This window comes from Burkholderia sp. LA-2-3-30-S1-D2, assembly GCF_001523915.2.
Classification (GTDB): domain Bacteria; phylum Pseudomonadota; class Gammaproteobacteria; order Burkholderiales; family Burkholderiaceae; genus Burkholderia; species Burkholderia diffusa.
The window spans coordinates 40,247-57,010 of record NZ_CP013384.1 but is presented as its reverse complement, the minus strand read 5'-3'; the positions used below and the strand labels follow the sequence as shown (position 1 = coordinate 57,010).

The 16,764-nt window shown below is 69.2% G+C and carries 21 protein-coding genes; 18 read left to right on the top strand and 3 right to left on the bottom strand.

Annotation, left to right across the window (positions count from 1 at the left end; genetic code table 11):
* The first annotated feature begins 21 nt into the window (after positions 1-21).
* From gspG to WS66_RS12815, 8 genes are read left to right on the top strand one after another with little or no spacing between them, the layout of a single operon-like run.
* Positions 22-474 (top strand): type II secretion system major pseudopilin GspG, encoded by a 453-nt coding sequence (gspG, locus tag WS66_RS12850; RefSeq protein WP_059602155.1) that lies wholly within the window; start codon positions 22-24, stop codon positions 472-474.
* Between the two features lie 42 nt (positions 475-516).
* Positions 517-1,053, top strand: a complete 537-nt coding sequence (locus tag WS66_RS12845; RefSeq protein ID WP_082728932.1) for a GspH/FimT family pseudopilin — start codon at positions 517-519, stop codon at positions 1,051-1,053.
* Complete coding sequence (gene gspI, locus WS66_RS12840) at positions 1,050-1,454, top strand: type II secretion system minor pseudopilin GspI (RefSeq protein WP_059602158.1); 405 nt, start codon at positions 1,050-1,052, stop codon at positions 1,452-1,454. The genes WS66_RS12845 and gspI overlap by 4 nt, the downstream gene beginning before the upstream one ends.
* Positions 1,432-2,136, top strand: a complete 705-nt coding sequence (locus WS66_RS12835; RefSeq protein WP_059602162.1) for a PulJ/GspJ family protein — start codon at positions 1,432-1,434, stop codon at positions 2,134-2,136. Before gspI ends, WS66_RS12835 begins: the two co-directional genes overlap by 23 nt.
* Positions 2,137-2,138: 2 nt before the next feature.
* Positions 2,139-3,263 carry a type II secretion system minor pseudopilin GspK gene (gene gspK / locus WS66_RS12830; RefSeq protein ID WP_059602270.1) on the top strand — a complete coding sequence of 375 codons (1,125 nt, stop codon included), beginning with the start codon at positions 2,139-2,141 and terminating at the stop codon, positions 3,261-3,263.
* Between the two features lie 24 nt (positions 3,264-3,287).
* Complete coding sequence (gene gspL, locus WS66_RS12825) at positions 3,288-4,649, top strand: type II secretion system protein GspL (protein ID WP_059602166.1); 1,362 nt, start codon at positions 3,288-3,290, stop codon at positions 4,647-4,649.
* A complete protein-coding gene (gene gspM, locus WS66_RS12820) occupies positions 4,646-5,152 on the top strand; it encodes a type II secretion system protein GspM (RefSeq protein ID WP_059602273.1) in 507 nt (168 codons plus the stop codon). Before gspL ends, gspM begins: the two co-directional genes overlap by 4 nt.
* Before the next feature lie 31 nt (positions 5,153-5,183).
* On the top strand, positions 5,184-5,972 hold the full coding sequence (locus WS66_RS12815) for a type II secretion system protein N (RefSeq protein ID WP_059602168.1): 789 nt from the start codon (positions 5,184-5,186) through the stop codon (positions 5,970-5,972).
* Between the two features lie 29 nt (positions 5,973-6,001).
* Here WS66_RS12815 and WS66_RS12810 read toward each other — a convergent pair whose 3' ends face one another.
* Both WS66_RS12810 and WS66_RS12805 read right to left on the bottom strand, forming a co-directional pair.
* Positions 6,002-7,561 (bottom strand): efflux transporter outer membrane subunit, encoded by a 1,560-nt coding sequence (locus WS66_RS12810; RefSeq protein WP_059602171.1) that lies wholly within the window; start codon positions 7,559-7,561, stop codon positions 6,002-6,004.
* Positions 7,562-7,836: 275 nt separating this feature from the next.
* Positions 7,837-8,142, bottom strand: coding sequence for a multidrug ABC transporter ATPase (locus WS66_RS12805; RefSeq protein ID WP_082728934.1), 306 nt, complete (start codon positions 8,140-8,142; stop codon positions 7,837-7,839).
* Positions 8,143-8,317: 175 nt separating this feature from the next.
* Between WS66_RS12805 and WS66_RS12800 the strand changes: the two genes are divergently transcribed.
* Complete coding sequence (locus WS66_RS12800) at positions 8,318-8,806, top strand: MarR family winged helix-turn-helix transcriptional regulator (RefSeq protein ID WP_059531315.1); 489 nt, start codon at positions 8,318-8,320, stop codon at positions 8,804-8,806.
* Between the two features lie 174 nt (positions 8,807-8,980).
* The gene (locus WS66_RS12795) at positions 8,981-10,543 is read left to right on the top strand and encodes a DHA2 family efflux MFS transporter permease subunit (protein WP_059602177.1); all 1,563 of its coding nucleotides are present in this window, start codon (positions 8,981-8,983) and stop codon (positions 10,541-10,543) included.
* A 53-nt stretch (positions 10,544-10,596) separates the two neighbouring features.
* Here WS66_RS12795 and WS66_RS12790 read toward each other — a convergent pair whose 3' ends face one another.
* The gene (locus WS66_RS12790) at positions 10,597-11,523 is read right to left on the bottom strand and encodes a LysR family transcriptional regulator (protein ID WP_059602180.1); all 927 of its coding nucleotides are present in this window, start codon (positions 11,521-11,523) and stop codon (positions 10,597-10,599) included.
* A 139-nt stretch (positions 11,524-11,662) separates the two neighbouring features.
* Between WS66_RS12790 and WS66_RS12785 the strand changes: the two genes are divergently transcribed.
* From WS66_RS12785 to fliQ, 8 genes are all read left to right on the top strand, one after another.
* Positions 11,663-12,139: a CidA/LrgA family protein gene (locus WS66_RS12785; protein WP_059602183.1), complete on the top strand. Its 477-nt coding sequence runs from the start codon at positions 11,663-11,665 to the stop codon at positions 12,137-12,139.
* A 13-nt stretch (positions 12,140-12,152) separates the two neighbouring features.
* On the top strand, positions 12,153-12,875 hold the full coding sequence (locus WS66_RS12780) for an LrgB family protein (RefSeq protein ID WP_059531328.1): 723 nt from the start codon (positions 12,153-12,155) through the stop codon (positions 12,873-12,875).
* A 179-nt stretch (positions 12,876-13,054) separates the two neighbouring features.
* A complete protein-coding gene (gene fliL, locus WS66_RS12775) occupies positions 13,055-13,591 on the top strand; it encodes a flagellar basal body-associated protein FliL (protein WP_059602185.1) in 537 nt (178 codons plus the stop codon).
* A gap of 22 nt (positions 13,592-13,613) precedes the next feature.
* Positions 13,614-14,612: a flagellar motor switch protein FliM gene (fliM, locus tag WS66_RS12770; RefSeq protein ID WP_059465946.1), complete on the top strand. Its 999-nt coding sequence runs from the start codon at positions 13,614-13,616 to the stop codon at positions 14,610-14,612.
* The gene (gene fliN, locus WS66_RS12765; RefSeq protein WP_059602188.1) at positions 14,605-15,096 is read left to right on the top strand and encodes a flagellar motor switch protein FliN; all 492 of its coding nucleotides are present in this window, start codon (positions 14,605-14,607) and stop codon (positions 15,094-15,096) included. The genes fliM and fliN overlap by 8 nt, the downstream gene beginning before the upstream one ends.
* Entirely contained in the window at positions 15,093-15,662 is a 570-nt protein-coding gene (gene fliO / locus WS66_RS12760) for a flagellar biosynthetic protein FliO (RefSeq protein ID WP_059602191.1), read from the top strand. The genes fliN and fliO overlap by 4 nt, the downstream gene beginning before the upstream one ends.
* 36 nt (positions 15,663-15,698) lie before the next feature.
* Positions 15,699-16,460: a flagellar type III secretion system pore protein FliP gene (gene fliP / locus WS66_RS12755; RefSeq protein ID WP_059602194.1), complete on the top strand. Its 762-nt coding sequence runs from the start codon at positions 15,699-15,701 to the stop codon at positions 16,458-16,460.
* A gap of 16 nt (positions 16,461-16,476) precedes the next feature.
* Positions 16,477-16,749 (top strand): flagellar biosynthesis protein FliQ, encoded by a 273-nt coding sequence (gene fliQ / locus WS66_RS12750; RefSeq protein ID WP_006750427.1) that lies wholly within the window; start codon positions 16,477-16,479, stop codon positions 16,747-16,749.
* Positions 16,750-16,764: the final 15 nt, after the last annotated feature.

Genomic DNA, 16,764 nt, shown 5'->3' with positions numbered 1-16,764 from the left:
TTTGGAAAGAGGTAGTCAGTCATGCAAACGTGGATCACTCGCCGTAATGCGGCCGTGCGCCGTCAGCGCGGTTTCACGCTGATCGAGATCATGGTGGTGGTCGCGATCATCGGGATCCTCGCGGCACTGATCGTGCCGAAGATCATGAGCCGTCCCGACGAGGCGCGCCGTATCGCCGCGAAACAGGACATCGGCACGATCATGCAGGCGCTCAAGCTGTACCGTCTCGACAACGGCCGCTATCCGACCCAGGAACAGGGCCTGAACGCTCTGACCCAGAAGCCGACCACCGATCCGATCCCGAACAACTGGAAGGACGGCGGCTATCTCGAGCGCCTGCCGAACGATCCGTGGGGCAACGGGTACAAGTACCTGAACCCGGGCGTGCACGGCGAGATCGACGTGTTCAGCTACGGCGCCGACGGCAAGGAAGGCGGCGAGAGCAACGATTCCGACATCGGTTCGTGGCAGTAAGCCTGCGCTGACCGGACCGACGTTCTCCCCGTTCCTCATTTCATGCCCGCCCTTCGCACGCCCTTGCGCGCCGCTTGCCGCGATGCCCGCGACGGTCGCGTTCGTCGCGGTGTGGCCGTGACCGCGGCGCGTGCGCGCGGCTTCACGCTGCTCGAGATGCTGGTCGTGCTCGTGATCGCGGGCCTGCTGGTGTCGCTCGCGTCGCTGTCGCTCACGCGCAATCCGCGTACCGACCTGCGCGAGGAAGCGCAGCGCATCGCGCTGCTGTTCGAAACGGCCGGCGACGAAGCGCAGGTGCGCGCGCGCCCGATCGCGTGGCAACCGACCGCACACGGCTTCCGTTTCGACGTGAGCTCGCCCGACGGCTGGCGCACGCTGCACGACGACGTGCTGCGACCGCGCGACTGGGACGGCGGCGTCACTGGCGCCGATATCGACTACCCCGGATCCGACGTGCGCGCGAGCCGCGTCGTGTTCGGCATCGAAAGCGTCGACACGCCGGTGCGCGTGACGCTGCATTCGGCGGTCGGCAGCGCGACGATCGTCGGCACCGGCAACGGCCGCTACGAGGTGCAATGACGATGCGTCGTCGCCTGCCCTTCCCGGCTTCTTCCCGAGGCTTCACGATGATCGAGGTGCTGGTCGCGCTCGCGATCATCGCGGTCGCGCTCGCCGCGTCGATCCGCGCGGTCGGCACGATGGCGACCAATGCCTCAGATCTCCATCGCCGGCTGCTCGCCGGCTGGAGTGCCGACAACGCACTCGCGCAGTTGCGGCTCACGCATGCGTGGCCGGAGGTCGGCGAGCAGAATTTCGACTGCTCGCAAGGCAACGTGCAGCTCGTCTGCACGCAGCGCGTGAGCACGACGCCGAACCCGGTGTTCCGGCGCGTGCAGGTGTCGGTGAGCATGCCGGGGCAAGCCGGCGTGCTCGCGCAAATGGTGACGGTGGTCGCGAATGAAACCAGCCGTCCGCTCTGACGCGCCGATGCGGCGCCGGCCCGTGCGTTCCGTCGGCTCGCGCCGCGTGCGCGGCTTCACGCTGATCGAACTGATGATCGCGATCGCGATCCTCGCGGTGGTCGCGATCCTCTCGTGGCGCGGGCTCGACCAGATCATGCGCGGCCGCGACAAGGTCGCGTCCGCGATGGAGGACGAGCGCATCTTCGCGCAGATGTTCGACCAGATGCGCATCGACGCGCGGCTCGCCGCCACCGACGACGAAGCCGGCCAGCCGGCCATCGGCGTCGCCGGCAACACGCTGCAGATCGTCCGCGAACTCGACGTGCCGGGCGCCGCGCCACGGCTGCAAGTGGTCCGCTACCGGATCGCCGGCGGGCGTGTCGTGCGCTATGCGTCGCCGCCGCTCGACGACGCGAACCGCCTGCGCGACGTGCTGAAGGACAGCAGCGTCGACGGCTGGAGCTGGGTCGCGCTGATGGGCGGCGTCGGTGCGATCGACGCGAAGCTGTACGTGCCGCGCGTCGGCTGGACCACCAACCTGCAGGCGGCCAGCGACGCGCTGTCGCAGAACAACGATGCGCTGAAGGTGCCGCAGATCGGCAACGCGCCGCCGACGCGCGCGGTGACGGGGCTGCAGGTCAGCATCGGCGCGACGTCGCTGCGCGTGCCCGTCACGCGCATCTTTCTCGTCGGGGAATGACGATGCGCGCGCGCCCTCACCGTTCCCGGTTCGCCGCTCGCGGCAGCGCGAGCGTGCATGCCCGCACTCGCCGCGAGCGCGGCGCGGCGATCATTACGGCGCTGCTCGTCGTCGCGCTGTCGGCGATCCTCGTGTCGGGGATGCTGTGGCGTCAGCAGGTGCAGATTCGCCGCATCGAGAACCAGCGCGTGATCGCGCAAGCGCAGTGGGTCGCGCGCGGCGCGCTCGACTGGACGCGCATGATCCTGCGTTCCGAAGGCGACACGGCGCCCGGCATCACCTATCTCGGCGGGATCTGGGCCGTGCCGATCGCGAAGACCAAGCTGTCCGACTTCCTCGGCCGGATCGGCGCGCCGAACGACAACGGCGGCGAAGACACCTACATCTCCGGATCGATCGAGGACGCGCAGGCGAAGTACAACCTGCGCAACCTCGTGTCGTCGCCGGCGCCCGGCGTGCTGCAGCTCAACGTGATGCAGCTCCAGGTGTTCCAGCGGCTGTTGACGACGCTCGGCTACGACGGCGCGTTCGCGAAGCGGATCGCGCTGCAGATGCGCGCGGGCCTGATGCATTCGGCGACGCGTTTCCAGACGCCGACGCTGCCCGGCGCCGGTACGGCCGCGACCGCGCCGGTGCCCGGCGGCGACATGACCGGCAACATCACCGACGAACCGGGACTGTCCGACAGCGATCGCGGGCCCGCGCCGCTCGTGATGACCGGCGTCGACAGCCTGCTCGACGTCGACGGCGTGACGCCCGAGATGGTCGCGCGACTGCGCCCGTTCGTCACCGTGCTGCCGACCACCACGCCGGTGAACATGAATACTGCGCCAGCCGAGGTGATCGCGGCGCTGGTGCCGGGGATGAGCGTGTCGTCCGCGCAGGCGCTCGTGGCGCGCCGCGAGACCGTGTTTTTCCGCAACGTCGGCGACGTGCACCTCGCGCTGCGCGGTGCCGGCGCGCCGAACGTGACGATCGACTCGAGCCTCGTCGACGTCAATTCGAGTTATTTCATCGTGCATGGCCGGATTCAGCACGATCGCGCGGAGGTCGATCGCACCTCGCTCGTGTATCGTGATTCGACCACGCACTCGACGCGGGTCGTGCGCATCCGCGACCAGCTATAACGACGCCATTCGGGAGAGGAGCTCTTGAGCACGCTGATTGTTTCTTTGCCGCCGCGCGAGCCGGCCGTGCCGTTGCAGGAATGGCAGTGGCCCGAGCTGCCGTTCACGCTCGTGGACAAGGCCGGCCAGGTGCAGCGCGCGGGCCGCGCCGCGCTCGCGCTGCTGCCACGCGCGAACGCGACGGTGCTGATCGTCGCCGCGCGCGACGTGCTGCTGCTGGCCGCGACCGTGCCGCCGCTCAAGGGGCCGAAGCTGCGCCAGGCGCTGCCCAACATCGTCGAGGACCAGCTGATCCAGGATCCGCTCGGCTGCCATATCGCGCTCGATCCGGTCGCGCGGCCTGACGGCCGCCGCGTGCTGGCCGTCGTCGATCGCGCCTGGTTCCGCGCGATCTGCGACGCGTTCACCGCGGCCGGCCACCGGCACCTGAGCGCCGTGCCCGCGACGCGCTGCCTGCCCGCGCCGCGGGCGCCGGCGGACGCTGGGCCTGCCGACGGTGAGGCCACGCCGGCCGACGCGATCACGGCTGCGGCCGAGCCGCCCCTCCGCCCGACGGCGGTGGCCGCGGTGCTCGGCCTCGCGACGACGGTCGAACCCGTGCTCGTGGAAGCCGGCGCGCTGCCGGCCGTGGCCGGTGCGCCGCGTCTCGAGCTCGCGATCGCGCGCGGTGTGCTCGGCGAAGGTTTCGCGGCGCCGGCATCACGCGCGGGCGGCACGCTGGCCGCGCTCGCCGGTGGTGGCGACGTCGAGCTGTACGAACTCGGCGAACCGGGTGCGGAGCCGCGCCTCGCGTCGGTCGGACGTGCCGACGGCCCGCTGCTGCCCGGCGCGCAACCGCTGTCGTTCGACGCATTCGCGCGGCGTGCGCTGACCGAGCGCTTCGATCTGTGCCAGTTCGAATTCGAATCCCAGCCGTGGCGCTTCGACCGCGCGACGGTGAAGCGCCTGCGCGTGCCGATCGCACTCGTCGCGGCCACGCTCGGCGTCGCGGTGATCGGGATGAACCTGCACTGGTGGAAGCTGTCGCGTGAGCGCGACGCGCTGTCTGCGCAGATCACCGAGACGCTGCTGTCGGCCTTTCCGAAGACGACGACGGTGCTCGATCCGCCCGCGCAGATGCAGCGTCAGCTCGACCAGCTGCGCCTCGCGGCGGGCGAGCTGTCGCCGAACGATTTCCTCGCGTTGTCGAGCGGGTTGTCCCGTTCGATGGGCGCGCTGCCGCTGAACGGAATCGCGTCGCTCGATTATCACGACCGGCGGCTCGACGTCGGCTTCAAGCCGGAGGTCAAGGTCGACCCTGATTTCCCGCAGCGTCTCGCGCGCAACGGGCTGTCCGGCGAAGTCGACAGCAGCACCGGCAAATGGACGATCCGGAGCCGCTCATGAAGACCGAACAACTGAACCAGACGCTTGCCCAGTTCTGGGGCGAACGCACGCCCCGCGAGCGGACGCTGCTCGGCTGGGGCGGCGCCGTGCTGGCCGTCGCGATCGCGTATTCGGTGCTGTGGTCGCCCGCGCAGGAAGGCCGCGCGCGGATCCGCAACGAACTGCCGACGATGCGCCGCGAGCTCGCGCAGATGACCGCGCAGGCCACCGAGGCGAAGTCGCTGACGGCCGCCGCGCAAGGCGTTGCGCCGACCGGCCTGGCGCTGAAGGACGCGCTCACCGCGTCGCTGTCCGATCACGGGCTGCAGGGCGCGCAGGTGCAGGTCGTCGGCAACGGCGTGCAGGTCCAGATGAAGAACGTGCCGTTTCCGGTGTGGACGCAGTGGCTCGACGACGCGCGCCGGCAGTTCAAGGTGCAGGTCGGCGAAGCGCACGTGACCGCGCTGAAGGAAGACGGCCAGGTCGACCTGACCGCCGTGATGCAACCCTCGACGCAGAAATGACGCAGTGGATGAAACAAGCGACGGTCGGCCGATGAGGCCAGGGATCCGGCGGCTCGTCGCCGCATTGCCGTGGGTGGTGGCAGGCTCGCTTGCGACGGCGCTGACGCTCGTCGCGCTCGCGCCTGCCGCCTGGATCGCACCGCAGTTCGCGCGCGCGACCGGCGGGCACGTCAATCTCGTGGATCCGGACGGATCGCTGTGGCACGGTTCGGGCACGCTGATGCTCGCGCCGGGCGCGGACCAGAGCGCGGCGACGCTGCTGCCGGGCCGGGTCGAGTGGACCACGGGCTTCTGGCCGCTCCTCACCGGGCGCGTGCAGATGCGCATGCGGCAGACCGAGGCGATGCCCGAGGCCGTCACGCTCGACGCGACGTGGCGCGGCGCGGTGCTGTCGGCGGGCTCGATGGCCGTGCCCGCGTCGCTGCTCGCCGGGCTCGGCACGCCATTCAACACGCTCGACCTTCAGGGTGACGTGCGGCTCCGCTGGACCGACTGGCGGATGATCGGCAACAACGCGTTCGGCCAGTTGACGGTGACGATCGATTCGATGAGTTCGCGCGTGTCGCGCGTGAAGCCGCTCGGGTCGTACCGAGCGGTGCTGCAGGCGAAGGGGGCGGACGCCGATCTCGACCTGTCGACGACGCAGGGCCCGCTATTCCTCGACGGGCACGGCACCTTCGGTCCCGGCCAGGGTTCGTTTCGCGGCACCGCGCATGCGGCGCCCGAGCAGCAGGCGAACCTCGCCGGGCTGCTGAACCTGCTCGGCCATCCGATCGGCAACAACCAGGTGTCGCTGATCTTCGGTGATGCGGTGCGCTGACGCGCGCGCCGTGCTCGCCTTTTCCCGTCTTACTTCTGCGCGAGCGGTGCGGCGGCCGACGGTGCGGTTGCGGCCGGCGCTGCCGCTGCGGATGCCGGCACCGGCGCGGGCGCAGCCACGTCGCCCGTTTCGCGCGCCATGTCCGACGCATCCCAGCCGCCGCCGAGCGCCTTCACGAGCCCGACCGACGACACCATCCGCTGCCCGCCGATCGTCGCGAGCTTCTGCTGCGCGGTAAACGCGGTGGTCTGCGCGGTCAGCACGTTCAGGTAGGCGACCGTGCCGGCCTTGTACTGGTTCGTGACGATCGCGAGCGCGTGCTCGGCGCTGTCGACGGCCTGCCGCTGCACGTCGACTTCCTGCGCGAGGATGCGCTGCGACGCGAGGTTGTCCTCGACGTCCTGGAATGCGGTGAGCACCGCGAGGCGGTACGCGGCGACGTCCTGGTCGTAGGTCGCGCGCGCGGCATCGGTCTGCGCGGCGCGCAGGCCGGCGTCGAACAGCGTTGCCGCGAGCTGCGGGCCGACCGTCCAGAACCGCGCGGGCAGCGTGAACAGCTGCGACCACACCGAGCTCTGGAAGCCGCCGGTGGCCGACAGCGTGAGCGTCGGGAAGAAGGCGGCGATCGCGACGCCGATCTGCTCGTTCGCGGCAGCCGCGCGACGCTCGGCCGCCGCGATGTCGGGCCGGCGCTCGAGCAGCGCGGACGGTACGTCGACCGGCATGATCGGCGGTTCCGCCGAGAGCGGGCTCGGCGGCAGCGAGAACGTCGAGGCCGGTTCGCCGATCAGCGTCGCGATCGCATGCTCGTACTGCGCGCGCGCGACGCCGTTGTCGATCGACGCGGCCTGCGCGCTCTGCAGCTGCGTCTGCGCCTGGATCACGTCCGCGCGCGCGGCGACGCCCTGCGCGTACTGGTTCTGTGTGAGCTTCAGCGATTCGCCGTACGACTTCACGGTGTCGTCGAGCAGCTTCTGCAGCGCATCGGACGTGCGCAGCTGGAAGTAGGTCTGCGCGAGCAGCGCCTGCTGCGACAGCCGCGCGTTCGCGAGATCGGCCGCGGCGGCTGCCTCGCCGGCGCGTTGCGCGCTGACGCTGCGGCTCACCTTGCCCCACAGGTCGGGCTCCCAGCTCGCATCGAGACCGACGCTGTAGCTATTGCTGATCGACGAGCTGCTGCCGAAACCCGACGTGCTCGACGTGGACGTGCGCCCCGTGCGGGAGCGCGAGCCCGACGCGGTCAGCCCGACGGTCGGGAAGTACGCGGCACGCGCTTCGGCGACGAGCGCGCGGGCCTGCCGGTACGCGGCGGCCGATTGCGCGATGGTCTGGTTCGATGTGTTGAGCTTGCCGATCAGCGCGTCGAGCTGCGGATCGTTATAGACCGTCCACCACGGGCCGCGGTCGGTCCGGTCGGCGGGCTGCGCGACCTTCCACCCAGCCGGCGCTTCCTTGAAGGCGGCGGGGATCGACGTGTCGGGCCGGTGATAGTCGGGCCCGACGGCGCAGCCGGCGAGCAGCACGGCCGTCGCAACGGCGACGGCGGCGCTCAGCGGGCGAAGGGCGCGCGGGAGGGGGGCGTACGGCATCGTGGTATTCCTGTCTGGGCGCGATGGCCAGCGAGCGGCGTCGCGCGATGCGGTCGTCGTGCCGCTGGCGGACAAATGGTAACTGACGGCGGGAAAGCTGCGCAGCCGTTAGGGTACGGTGCGCGGCGGCACGAATGTGTTACCGGCGCGGCCGGCCGGTTTACCGGTCATTACGGATCGCTTGCGCGCGGGACGGGCGACGAATGCGGCGCGGACGGCGCCGGGCCGCGGGGATGCAGCCGGCGTTCAGTCCGGGTGACGGGGGGGATGCGGTGTCAGTGGCAGTGCACGGGCACCGGCACCGGCACCGGCACCGGCACAGGTTCTGCGGCGGCGGCCCGCCATGTCGACGGCTCCGTTGCCGCCGGCTGGCTCGTGCGGCGGGCGGTGTGCTTCGCGTTGCGCTGCCGGCGATGATCGAACCATGCGAACCCGAGCGCCGCGAGCGATCCGCCCGGCACCACCAGCATCGTCACGTACAGCGCGATCTTCCAGCCGCGGTGCGGCCCGGAGAACACATGATGAGCGGTATCGGTCAGGTTGCGGCGCAGCGCGCCGGCGGCATTTTTCAGGAACAGCATCGCGAACATCCTCGGGTGCCCGGCAGCGCGGGCTAAGCGGTCAGAACATCGTCTCCGGCAGTGCAACATGCACGTCGTAACTGGTTGCCTGAAATAATATTGACTAAGCAATCAATTTTCAAGATACTGGGCGCGTTTTGACCTGAAACGCACTATTGCTGCGCGCGCAATTCGCATGAACGGCGGCCTCTACGATCCCGACACCATCGCACTGGAAACGAGCCTCGGTTACTACCTGACCAAGGCTCGGCAGGCGCTCGTCGAGCGAATGGACCGCGCACTCGAGCCGTACGACCTCACCGCGCAGCAGATCGGCGTGATCCTGCTGTTGTCGCGCGGCTATGCGCGCACGCCGTTCGAGCTGTCGCGCAAGATGTCGTACGACAGCGGCTCGATGACCCGGATGCTCGACCGTCTCGAGCGCAAGGGCCTGATCGCACGCTCGCGCAGCGAACAGGACCGCCGGGTGATCGAGCTGACGCTGACCGAACGCGGCGCCGAAGCGGCCCGTGCGCTGCCGTCGCTGATCGCGACCGCGCTGAACGCGCAGCTTGCCGGCTTTTCGGCCGACGAACTCGCGCTGCTCACCGGCCTGTTGCAGCGGTTCATCGCCAACGGGCCCGGCGACACCGGCTGCCCGAAGCCCGACGAACCGGACTGCTGAGTGCGGAGGCCCCATGTCTAGGTTAAGCATTCGCTTATTTCTCTGTCTGGGCAGAAGATGACAAGGCACGTGCTCCGTCTCTTCCCTCACCCGTTCCAACCAGCCGGGCCGCGCGGTATCGTGCGCCCGTGCGCTGTGCCGGCGCGTTGCGCGCGCCGCGTCTAGGAGATTCCGATGTCCGCCACCACGGCATCCGCCGCGCCCCGTGCCGCCGAACCCGCGCCGCTGACCGGCGGCGCGCTCGCGCTCCTCACCGTCGGGCTCGCGCTCGGCACCTTCATGGAAGTGCTCGACACGTCGATCGCGAACGTCGCGGTGCCGACCATCTCGGGCAGCCTCGGCGTCGCGACGAGCGAAGGCACGTGGGTGATCTCGTCGTATTCGGTCGCGTCCGCGATCGCGGTGCCGCTGACCGGCTGGCTCGCGCGGCGGGTCGGCGAAGTGCGCCTGTTCACGCTGTCGGTGCTTGCGTTCACGATCGCGTCGGCGCTGTGCGGCCTCGCGGAGAACTTCGAGACGCTGATCGCGTTCCGGCTGCTGCAGGGCCTCGTGTCGGGGCCGATGGTGCCGCTGTCGCAGACGATCCTGATGCGCAGCTATCCGCCCGCGAAGCGCGGGCTCGCGCTCGGGCTATGGGCGATGACGGTGATCGTCGCGCCAATCTTCGGCCCGTTGCTGGGCGGCTGGATCAGCGACAACTACACGTGGCCGTGGATCTTCTACATCAACCTGCCGATCGGGATCTTTTCGGCGGCCTGCGCGTACTTCCTGCTGCGCGGCCGCGAGACGAAGACGACGAAGCAGCGGATCGACGCGGTCGGCCTCGCGCTGCTCGTGATCGGCGTGTCGTGCCTGCAGATGATGCTCGACCTCGGCAAGGACCGCGACTGGTTCAACTCGACCTTCATCGTCGCGCTCGCGCTGATCGCGGTGGTATCGCTGGCGTTCATGCTCGTGTGGGAGGCGACCGAGAAGGAACCGGTGGTCGATCTGTCGCTGTTCAAGGACCGCAACTTCGCGCTCGGCGCGATGATCATCTCGTTCGGCTTCATGGCGTTCTTCGGCTCGGTCGTGATCTTCCCGCTGTGGCTGCAGACGGTGATGGGCTACACGGCCGGCAAGGCCGGCCTCGCGACCGCGCCGGTCGGGCTGCTCGCGCTCGTGTTGTCGCCGCTGATCGGGCGCAACATGCACCGGCTCGACCTGCGGATGGTCGCGAGCTTCGCGTTCATCGTGTTCGCCGGCGTGTCGGTCTGGAACTCGACGTTCACGCTCGACGTGCCGTTCAACCACGTGATCCTGCCGCGGCTCGTGCAGGGGATCGGCGTCGCATGCTTCTTCGTGCCGATGACGACCATCACGCTGTCGAGCATCCCCGACGAGCGGCTCGCGAGCGCGTCGGGGCTGTCGAACTTCCTGCGCACGCTGTCCGGCGCGATCGGCACCGCGGCCAGCTCGACGTTCTGGGAGAACGACGCGATCTACCATCACGCGCGGCTGTCGGAATCGGTGAGCATCTATGCGCAAAACACGACCGACTACCAGGGCGCGCTCGCGCAGCTCGGGATCCTCGGGCAGACGGCCAACGCGCAGCTCAACCAGCTCGTCACGCAGCAAGGCTTCATGATGGCGACCAACGACTTCTTCCACCTGTCGGCGGGGGTGTTCATCGCGCTCGCGGCGCTCGTGTGGATCACGAAGCCGAAGAAGGGCGCGGGACCGGCGATGGGGCACTGAATGCGCTGGGGGGCCGCGCCGGCCCCTCCCCCCGTTCCCCTTCCGTCGCGGCCTCACTCCCGCGCCAGCAATCCGCCGAAGGCCAGATCGTCGCCCGACGCGATCGGCAGCGTCGCCCGCGCGACCTCGAGCCATGCACGCGCCGCGTGCGACAGATAACCCTTCTTCAGCCAGCCGAGCGCGATCGCCCACGTGATTTCCGGCTCGACGATCGGCCGGCACGTGAACTGCCGCGCGTCGAGCCGCCGGCAGTACGGCTCCGGCAACAGCGCGATGCCGACGCCAGCGTGCACGAGCGCCGCCATGAAATCCCAGTGTCCGCTGCGGCTCACGATCGACGGCGTGAAGCCGGCCTGCCGGCACGCGTCGAGCACCGCATCGTGCAGCGCGAGGCTCTCCGCGTAGAACACGAACGACTCGCGCGCGAGATCGGCGAGCGGCACGTCCTTGTGGTCCTCCCAGCGCGACTCGCGCGGCGCGACGAGCCATAGCGGCGCGCGTACCATCGGCAACCGCTCGAACGTGGCGGGATCGACCGGCTCCAGCAACCCGCCGAGCTCGAGCTCGCCCGACATCAGCGCGGCCTCGATCATCCGCGCGCCCTGCTCGAACAGCTTCAGCTCGATGTTCGGATAACGCTGCTTGTACGCGGCGATGATCGGCGTGAACAGCGACCCGCCGAGCGGCGGAATGCCGATCGTCAGTTCGCCGCGCCCGAGCGTGCCGAGATCCTTCAGCTCCGACTGCAGCTGCGCCTGCGCGGCGAGCACATCCTGGCCGCGCTGGAACACGATCCGCCCCGCGTCGGTCAGCACCATCTGCCGGCCGTCGCGCAGCAGCAGCGGCGATCCGATCTCGTCCTCGAGCGCCTTCACCATCTTGCTGATGGTCGGCTGCGTGACGAATAGCCGATCGGCGGCCGCCGTGAAACTCTGCTGACGGACCACCTCGACGAAGTACCGCAGCGCGCGCAATTCCATCGATCACTCCCCAGATTGGTGCAGCGAACACAACTGAATTCCGAATTGGAATGACAAGGATAGAGACAAGTCATTTTATTTATGGTTAGGGGAAACCCTATACTCACACCATCGACGAAATACCTGTATGGAGCCCGCCATGAACAAGCCGATCGCCACTGCCGCCGCCCGCCCTGCCGCTTCGGGCAACGTTGCGCGTACGGGCCGGATCGTGCTTCAGGCCGCCGCGCTTGGCGTGCTGTGGATGGCCGTCGACTGGACCGTGCGCGCGGTCGGGCTGCCGGTGCCGTCCGGCGTGATCGGCCTCGCGGTGCTGCTCGCGCTGCTGTTCTCGGGCCGCGTCGCGCCCGCGTGGGTCAAGGACGGCGCGAACTGGCTGCTGTCCGACATGCTGCTGTTCTTCGTGCCGGCCGCCGTCGCGGCCGTCCAGTACGGCGGTCTGTTCCGCGAGGACGGCTGGCGTATCGCGCTGGTCATGCTCGCCGGCACCGCATTCGTGATGGTCGCGGTGGCGGTGGCGGTCGACCTCGCCGCGAAGCTCGAACGCCGGCTTGCCGCGCAGCGCGTGTTCGCCGAGCGCCGCCGCGCGCGCCTCGCCGCCGTGACCGCCCACTGAGCCGGAGCCCGGGATGCCTGCGCTGCTGTCGAACCTGTCCGCCGACCAGGTGAATACCGCGATCTCCGTCGGCTGCTTCGTGCTGACGGTCGTCCTGTATTTCGTGTCGAAGCGGCTCTACGCGTACAGGAAGACGCTGCTGTTCTCGCCGCTCGTGTTCGTGCCTGGCGTGCTGGTGCTACTGGTCCTGCTGACCGGCATCCCGTATTCGGTCTACTTCCGCGACACGCGCTGGCTGATGTGGCTGCTCGGCCCGGCAACGATCGCGTTCGCGGTGCCGATCTACGAGTACCGCGACCTGATCCGCCGCCACTGGCTGTCGCTGTCGGTCGGCGTCGCGGTCGGGATCGGCGCGGGCGTATGCGGGTCGCTGCTGCTCGCGAAGCTGCTGCACCTGTCGCCCGAGCTGCAGCGCTCGCTGATGACGCGCTCGGTCTCGACCCCGTTCGCGCTCGCCGTATCCGACAAGATCCATGCACCGAAGGACCTCACCGCCCTCTTCGTGATCGCGACCGGCATCTGCGGGATGCTGCTCGGCGAAATCGTGCTCGCGCTGGTGCCGATGCGCACGCGGCTCGCGCGCGGCGCGCTGTTCGGCGCGGCCGCCCACGGCGTGGGCACCGCGAAGGCGCGCGAGATCGGCAGCGAGGAAGGCGTCGTGTCGAGCCTCACCATGATGATCGCGGGCGTCGCGATGGTGCTGATCGCGCCGCTCTTGTCGCTGTTGCCGATCTGACGATGCGCGGGCGGGCGCCGCTGTCAGCCCGCTCCGCCTCGCTGCCCCGGCGCCCGCCGGCCGCGCCTCGCCCCGCCGTTCCCGCCCTGCATCGAGCCGACACCCGGCCGACAATCGGCTGAGATAGCCGCAATTCCCCCCTCTTTTCCGCCCATCGGGCTCGGCCCGGATGCCGAACAATGCATGCTACGAGACATCACGCACGCACTCACATGGCCTCCACGACCGCAAACCCGACCGCCGACAAGCCGGCTTCGTCCGGCAAGTTCAAGCGCATCGCGCTCATCGCCGTCATCGCGCTGGGCGCGGCCGCCGCCGCCGCGGGCGGCATGTACGTGTTCCTGAGCAAGGCAGGCGTCGGCCATGCGAGCGCGCCCGCCGAACCGGCGCCGCTTGCCGCGCCGGTGTTCTTCCCGCTCGACCCGCTGACCGTGAACCTGCAGTCGGACGACGGCGTGCAGCACTACCTGCGCGTCGGCCTGTCGCTGAAGCTCACCGACCCGAAGGCGCAGGAGCAGCTGACCGCGCGCATGCCGGAGATCCGCAGCCGGATCCTGCTCGCGCTGTCGAACAAGCATCCCGAGGATCTCGCGACGCCGGACGGCAAGCGTTCGCTTGCGACGGAACTGCGGGAGCTGATCGAACAGCCGACGCAGCCGGGCAACCAGCGCGCGAAGGTCGACGACGTGCTGTTCACCGAATTCGTCGTCCAATAACGCGGCCGGACAAGGAGCGCGCATGGGCCACCAGGAGTTCATGTCCCAGGAGGAGGTCGACGCCCTCCTCAAGGGCGTCACGGGCGAAACCGATTCAGTCGACGAGCAGCGCGACACGTCGGGCGTCCGCCCCTACAACATCGCGACGCAGGAGCGGATCGTCCGCGGCCGGATGCCCGGCCTCGAGATCATCAACGACCGCTTCGCGCGCCTCTTGCGGATCGGCATCTTCAACTTCATGCGGCGCACGGCGGAAATCTCCGTGAGCCAGGTGAAGGTGCAGAAGTACAGCGAGTTCACCCGCAACCTGCCGATCCCGACGAACCTGAACCTGGTGCACGTGAAGCCGCTGCGCGGCACGTCACTGTTCGTGTTCGACCCGAACCTCGTGTTCTTCGTCGTCGACAACCTGTTCGGCGGCGACGGGCGCTTTCACACGCGCGTCGAGGGCCGCGACTTCACGGCCACCGAGCAGCGGATCATCGGCAAGCTGCTGAACCTGGTGTTCGAGCACTACACGACCGCGTGGAAGAGCGTGCGGCCGCTGCAGTTCGAATTCGTGCGCTCGGAGATGCATACGCAGTTCGCGAACGTCGCGACGCCGAACGAGATCGTGATCGTCACGCAGTTCTCGATCGAGTTCGGGCCGACGGGCGGCACGCTGCACATCTGCATGCCGTACTCGATGGTCGAGCCGATCCGCGACGTGCTCGCGTCGCCGATCCAGGGCGAGGCGCTCGAGGTCGACCGCCGCTGGGTGCGCGTGCTGTCGCAGCAGGTGCAGTCGGCCGAGGTCGAGCTGAGCGCGGATCTCGCCGAGATCCCGTCGACCTTCGAGAAGATCCTGAACCTGCGTGCGGGCGACGTGCTGCCGCTGGAGATCGAGGACACGATCACCGCGAAGGTCGATGGCGTGCCGGTGATGGAATGCGGCTACGGCATTTTCAATGGTCAATATGCGTTGCGCGTGCAGAAGATGATCAGCGCGGGCGACACGATGAAGGAAGGTGGATATGAGTGAGCTGAACCCGACGCCCGAACTCGACCCGCAGGCGCTCGCCGACGCGGCACTCGCGGAATCGGCCGCAGACGTGCAGGCGGCGCCCGCCGCGGCGGAAGAGGAATCGGGCCTGGACGACTGGGCCGCCGCGCTCGCCGAACAGAACCAGCAGCCGGTGCAGGCGGGCGCGACCGGCGCCGGCGTGTTCCAGCCGCTGTCGAAGGCCGCGGCCAGCTCGACGCACAACGACATCGAGATGATTCTCGACATCCCGGTCAAGATGACCGTGGAGCTCGGCCGCACGAAGATCGCGATCCGCAACCTGCTGCAGCTCGCGCAGGGTTCGGTCGTCGAACTCGACGGTCTCGCCGGCGAGCCGATGGACGTGCTCGTGAACGGCTGCCTGATCGCGCAGGGCGAGGTCGTGGTCGTCAACGACAAGTTCGGCATCCGGCTGACCGACATCATCACGCCGGCCGAACGCATCCGGAAGCTGAATCGGTGACCGTCATGAAGTCCGGCCGCGGCGTGCATCCTTGGCCGAGCCTGGCGGCGCTGGCCATCGTCGCGTCGTTCGTCTGCGCGCCGGCCGGCGCCGCCGACATGAACGCGGTGAACAACGCCGGCGCCATCGCGTCGAGCGTGACGGTCGGCTCGGCCGTGCCGTCGCTCGGCGTCGGCGCGGTGCTGCAGACGCTCGTCGGGCTCGCGGTCGTGATCGGCCTCGTGTTCGGCTGCGCGTGGCTCGCGCGCCGCTTCGGCTTCCAGCCCGCGCGGCGCGGCGGCCCGCTGAAGGTCGTGTCGAGCGTCGGGCTCGGCGCGAAGGAAAGCGCGACGATCGTCGAGATCGGCGATACCTGGCTCGTGCTCGGCGTCGCACCGGGCAACGTGCGGCTGCTGCATACGCTGCCGGCCGGCTCGGCGGCGGTCACGACGGCGCCGGCGTCTGCCGACGCCTCCGCCCAGGCCGTATCGGACGAACGCGGCCAGAGCGGCACGTTCGGCGCGCGGTTTCGCGACGCGCTCGCGGGCGAAGCCGCGAAGCGCTTCGGGCGCGGCAAGGACCGCTGACATGGCGTCGCGCCCTCTTTCCGTATTCGCATCTCGATGAAACACGAATTCCTGCGTCACGCGGCGCGCCTCGCGCCCGTGCTGATCCTCGGCTTCGCCCCCGCGCTCGCATGCGCGCAGGCGGCCGGCCTGCCCGCGTTCAACACGAGCCCGGGCCCGAACGGCGGCACCACCTATTCGCTGAGCGTGCAGACGATGCTGCTGCTCACGATGCTGTCGTTCCTGCCGGCGATGCTGCTGATGATGACGAGCTTCACGCGCATCATCATCGTGCTGTCGCTGCTGCGCCAGGCGCTCGGCACCGCGACGACGCCGCCGAACCAGGTGCTGGTCGGCCTCGCGATGTTCCTCACCTTCTTCGTGATGTCGCCGGTGCTCGACCGCGCGTACGCCGACGGCTACAAGCCGTTCTCCGACGGCGCGATGCCGATGGAGCAGGCCGTGCAGCGCGGCGTCGCGCCGTTCAAGGGCTTCATGCTGAAGCAGACCCGCGAGACCGATCTCGCGCTGTTCGCGAAGATTTCGAAGGCCGCGCCGATGCAGGGCCCGGAAGACGTACCGCTGTCGCTGCTGGTCCCCGCGTTCGTCACGAGCGAGCTGAAGACCGGCTTCCAGATCGGCTTCACGATCTTCATCCCGTTCCTGATCATCGACATGGTCGTCGCGAGCGTGCTGATGTCGATGGGGATGATGATGGTGTCGCCGTCCACCGTGTCGCTGCCGTTCAAGCTGATGCTGTTCGTGCTCGTCGACGGCTGGCAGCTCCTGATCGGCTCGCTCGCGCAGAGCTTCACGTAAGCGGAGGAAGCGCGCGATGACGCCCGAACAAGTGATGACGCTGGCGCACCAGGCGATGATGGTCGGCCTGCTGCTGGCTGCCCCGCTGCTGCTGGTCGCGCTCGCGGTCGGCCTCGTCGTGAGCCTGTTCCAGGCCGCGACGCAGATCAACGAATCGACGCTGTCGTTCATCCCGAAGCTGCTCGCGGTGGCCGCGACGCTCGTGATCGCCGGCCCGTGGATGCTGACGACGATGCTCGACTACCTGCGGCAGACGCTGCTGCACGTCGCGACGCTCGGCGCTGGCTGAGCCGCGCGCCCGGCT

Coding starts and splice junctions, on each gene's coding strand:
- WS66_RS12780 (WP_059531328.1), top strand. CDS start 12,153: ATGCCTGCGCTGCTGTCGAACCTGTCCGCCGACCAGGTGAATACCGCG.
- WS66_RS12810 (WP_059602171.1), bottom strand. CDS start 7,561: ATGCCGTACGCCCCCCTCCCGCGCGCCCTTCGCCCGCTGAGCGCCGCC.
- gspK (WP_059602270.1), top strand. CDS start 2,139: ATGCGCGCGCGCCCTCACCGTTCCCGGTTCGCCGCTCGCGGCAGCGCG.
- gspG (WP_059602155.1), top strand. CDS start 22: ATGCAAACGTGGATCACTCGCCGTAATGCGGCCGTGCGCCGTCAGCGC.
- fliM (WP_059465946.1), top strand. CDS start 13,614: ATGGGCCACCAGGAGTTCATGTCCCAGGAGGAGGTCGACGCCCTCCTC.
- fliP (WP_059602194.1), top strand. CDS start 15,699: ATGAAACACGAATTCCTGCGTCACGCGGCGCGCCTCGCGCCCGTGCTG.
- fliL (WP_059602185.1), top strand. CDS start 13,055: ATGCATGCTACGAGACATCACGCACGCACTCACATGGCCTCCACGACC.
- gspM (WP_059602273.1), top strand. CDS start 4,646: ATGAAGACCGAACAACTGAACCAGACGCTTGCCCAGTTCTGGGGCGAA.
- fliN (WP_059602188.1), top strand. CDS start 14,605: ATGAGTGAGCTGAACCCGACGCCCGAACTCGACCCGCAGGCGCTCGCC.
- WS66_RS12790 (WP_059602180.1), bottom strand. CDS start 11,523: ATGGAATTGCGCGCGCTGCGGTACTTCGTCGAGGTGGTCCGTCAGCAG.
- gspI (WP_059602158.1), top strand. CDS start 1,050: ATGACGATGCGTCGTCGCCTGCCCTTCCCGGCTTCTTCCCGAGGCTTC.
- WS66_RS12835 (WP_059602162.1), top strand. CDS start 1,432: ATGAAACCAGCCGTCCGCTCTGACGCGCCGATGCGGCGCCGGCCCGTG.
- WS66_RS12805 (WP_082728934.1), bottom strand. CDS start 8,142: ATGCTGTTCCTGAAAAATGCCGCCGGCGCGCTGCGCCGCAACCTGACC.
- WS66_RS12795 (WP_059602177.1), top strand. CDS start 8,981: ATGTCCGCCACCACGGCATCCGCCGCGCCCCGTGCCGCCGAACCCGCG.
- WS66_RS12785 (WP_059602183.1), top strand. CDS start 11,663: ATGAACAAGCCGATCGCCACTGCCGCCGCCCGCCCTGCCGCTTCGGGC.
- WS66_RS12815 (WP_059602168.1), top strand. CDS start 5,184: ATGAGGCCAGGGATCCGGCGGCTCGTCGCCGCATTGCCGTGGGTGGTG.
- WS66_RS12845 (WP_082728932.1), top strand. CDS start 517: ATGCCCGCCCTTCGCACGCCCTTGCGCGCCGCTTGCCGCGATGCCCGC.
- fliQ (WP_006750427.1), top strand. CDS start 16,477: ATGACGCCCGAACAAGTGATGACGCTGGCGCACCAGGCGATGATGGTC.
- WS66_RS12800 (WP_059531315.1), top strand. CDS start 8,318: ATGAACGGCGGCCTCTACGATCCCGACACCATCGCACTGGAAACGAGC.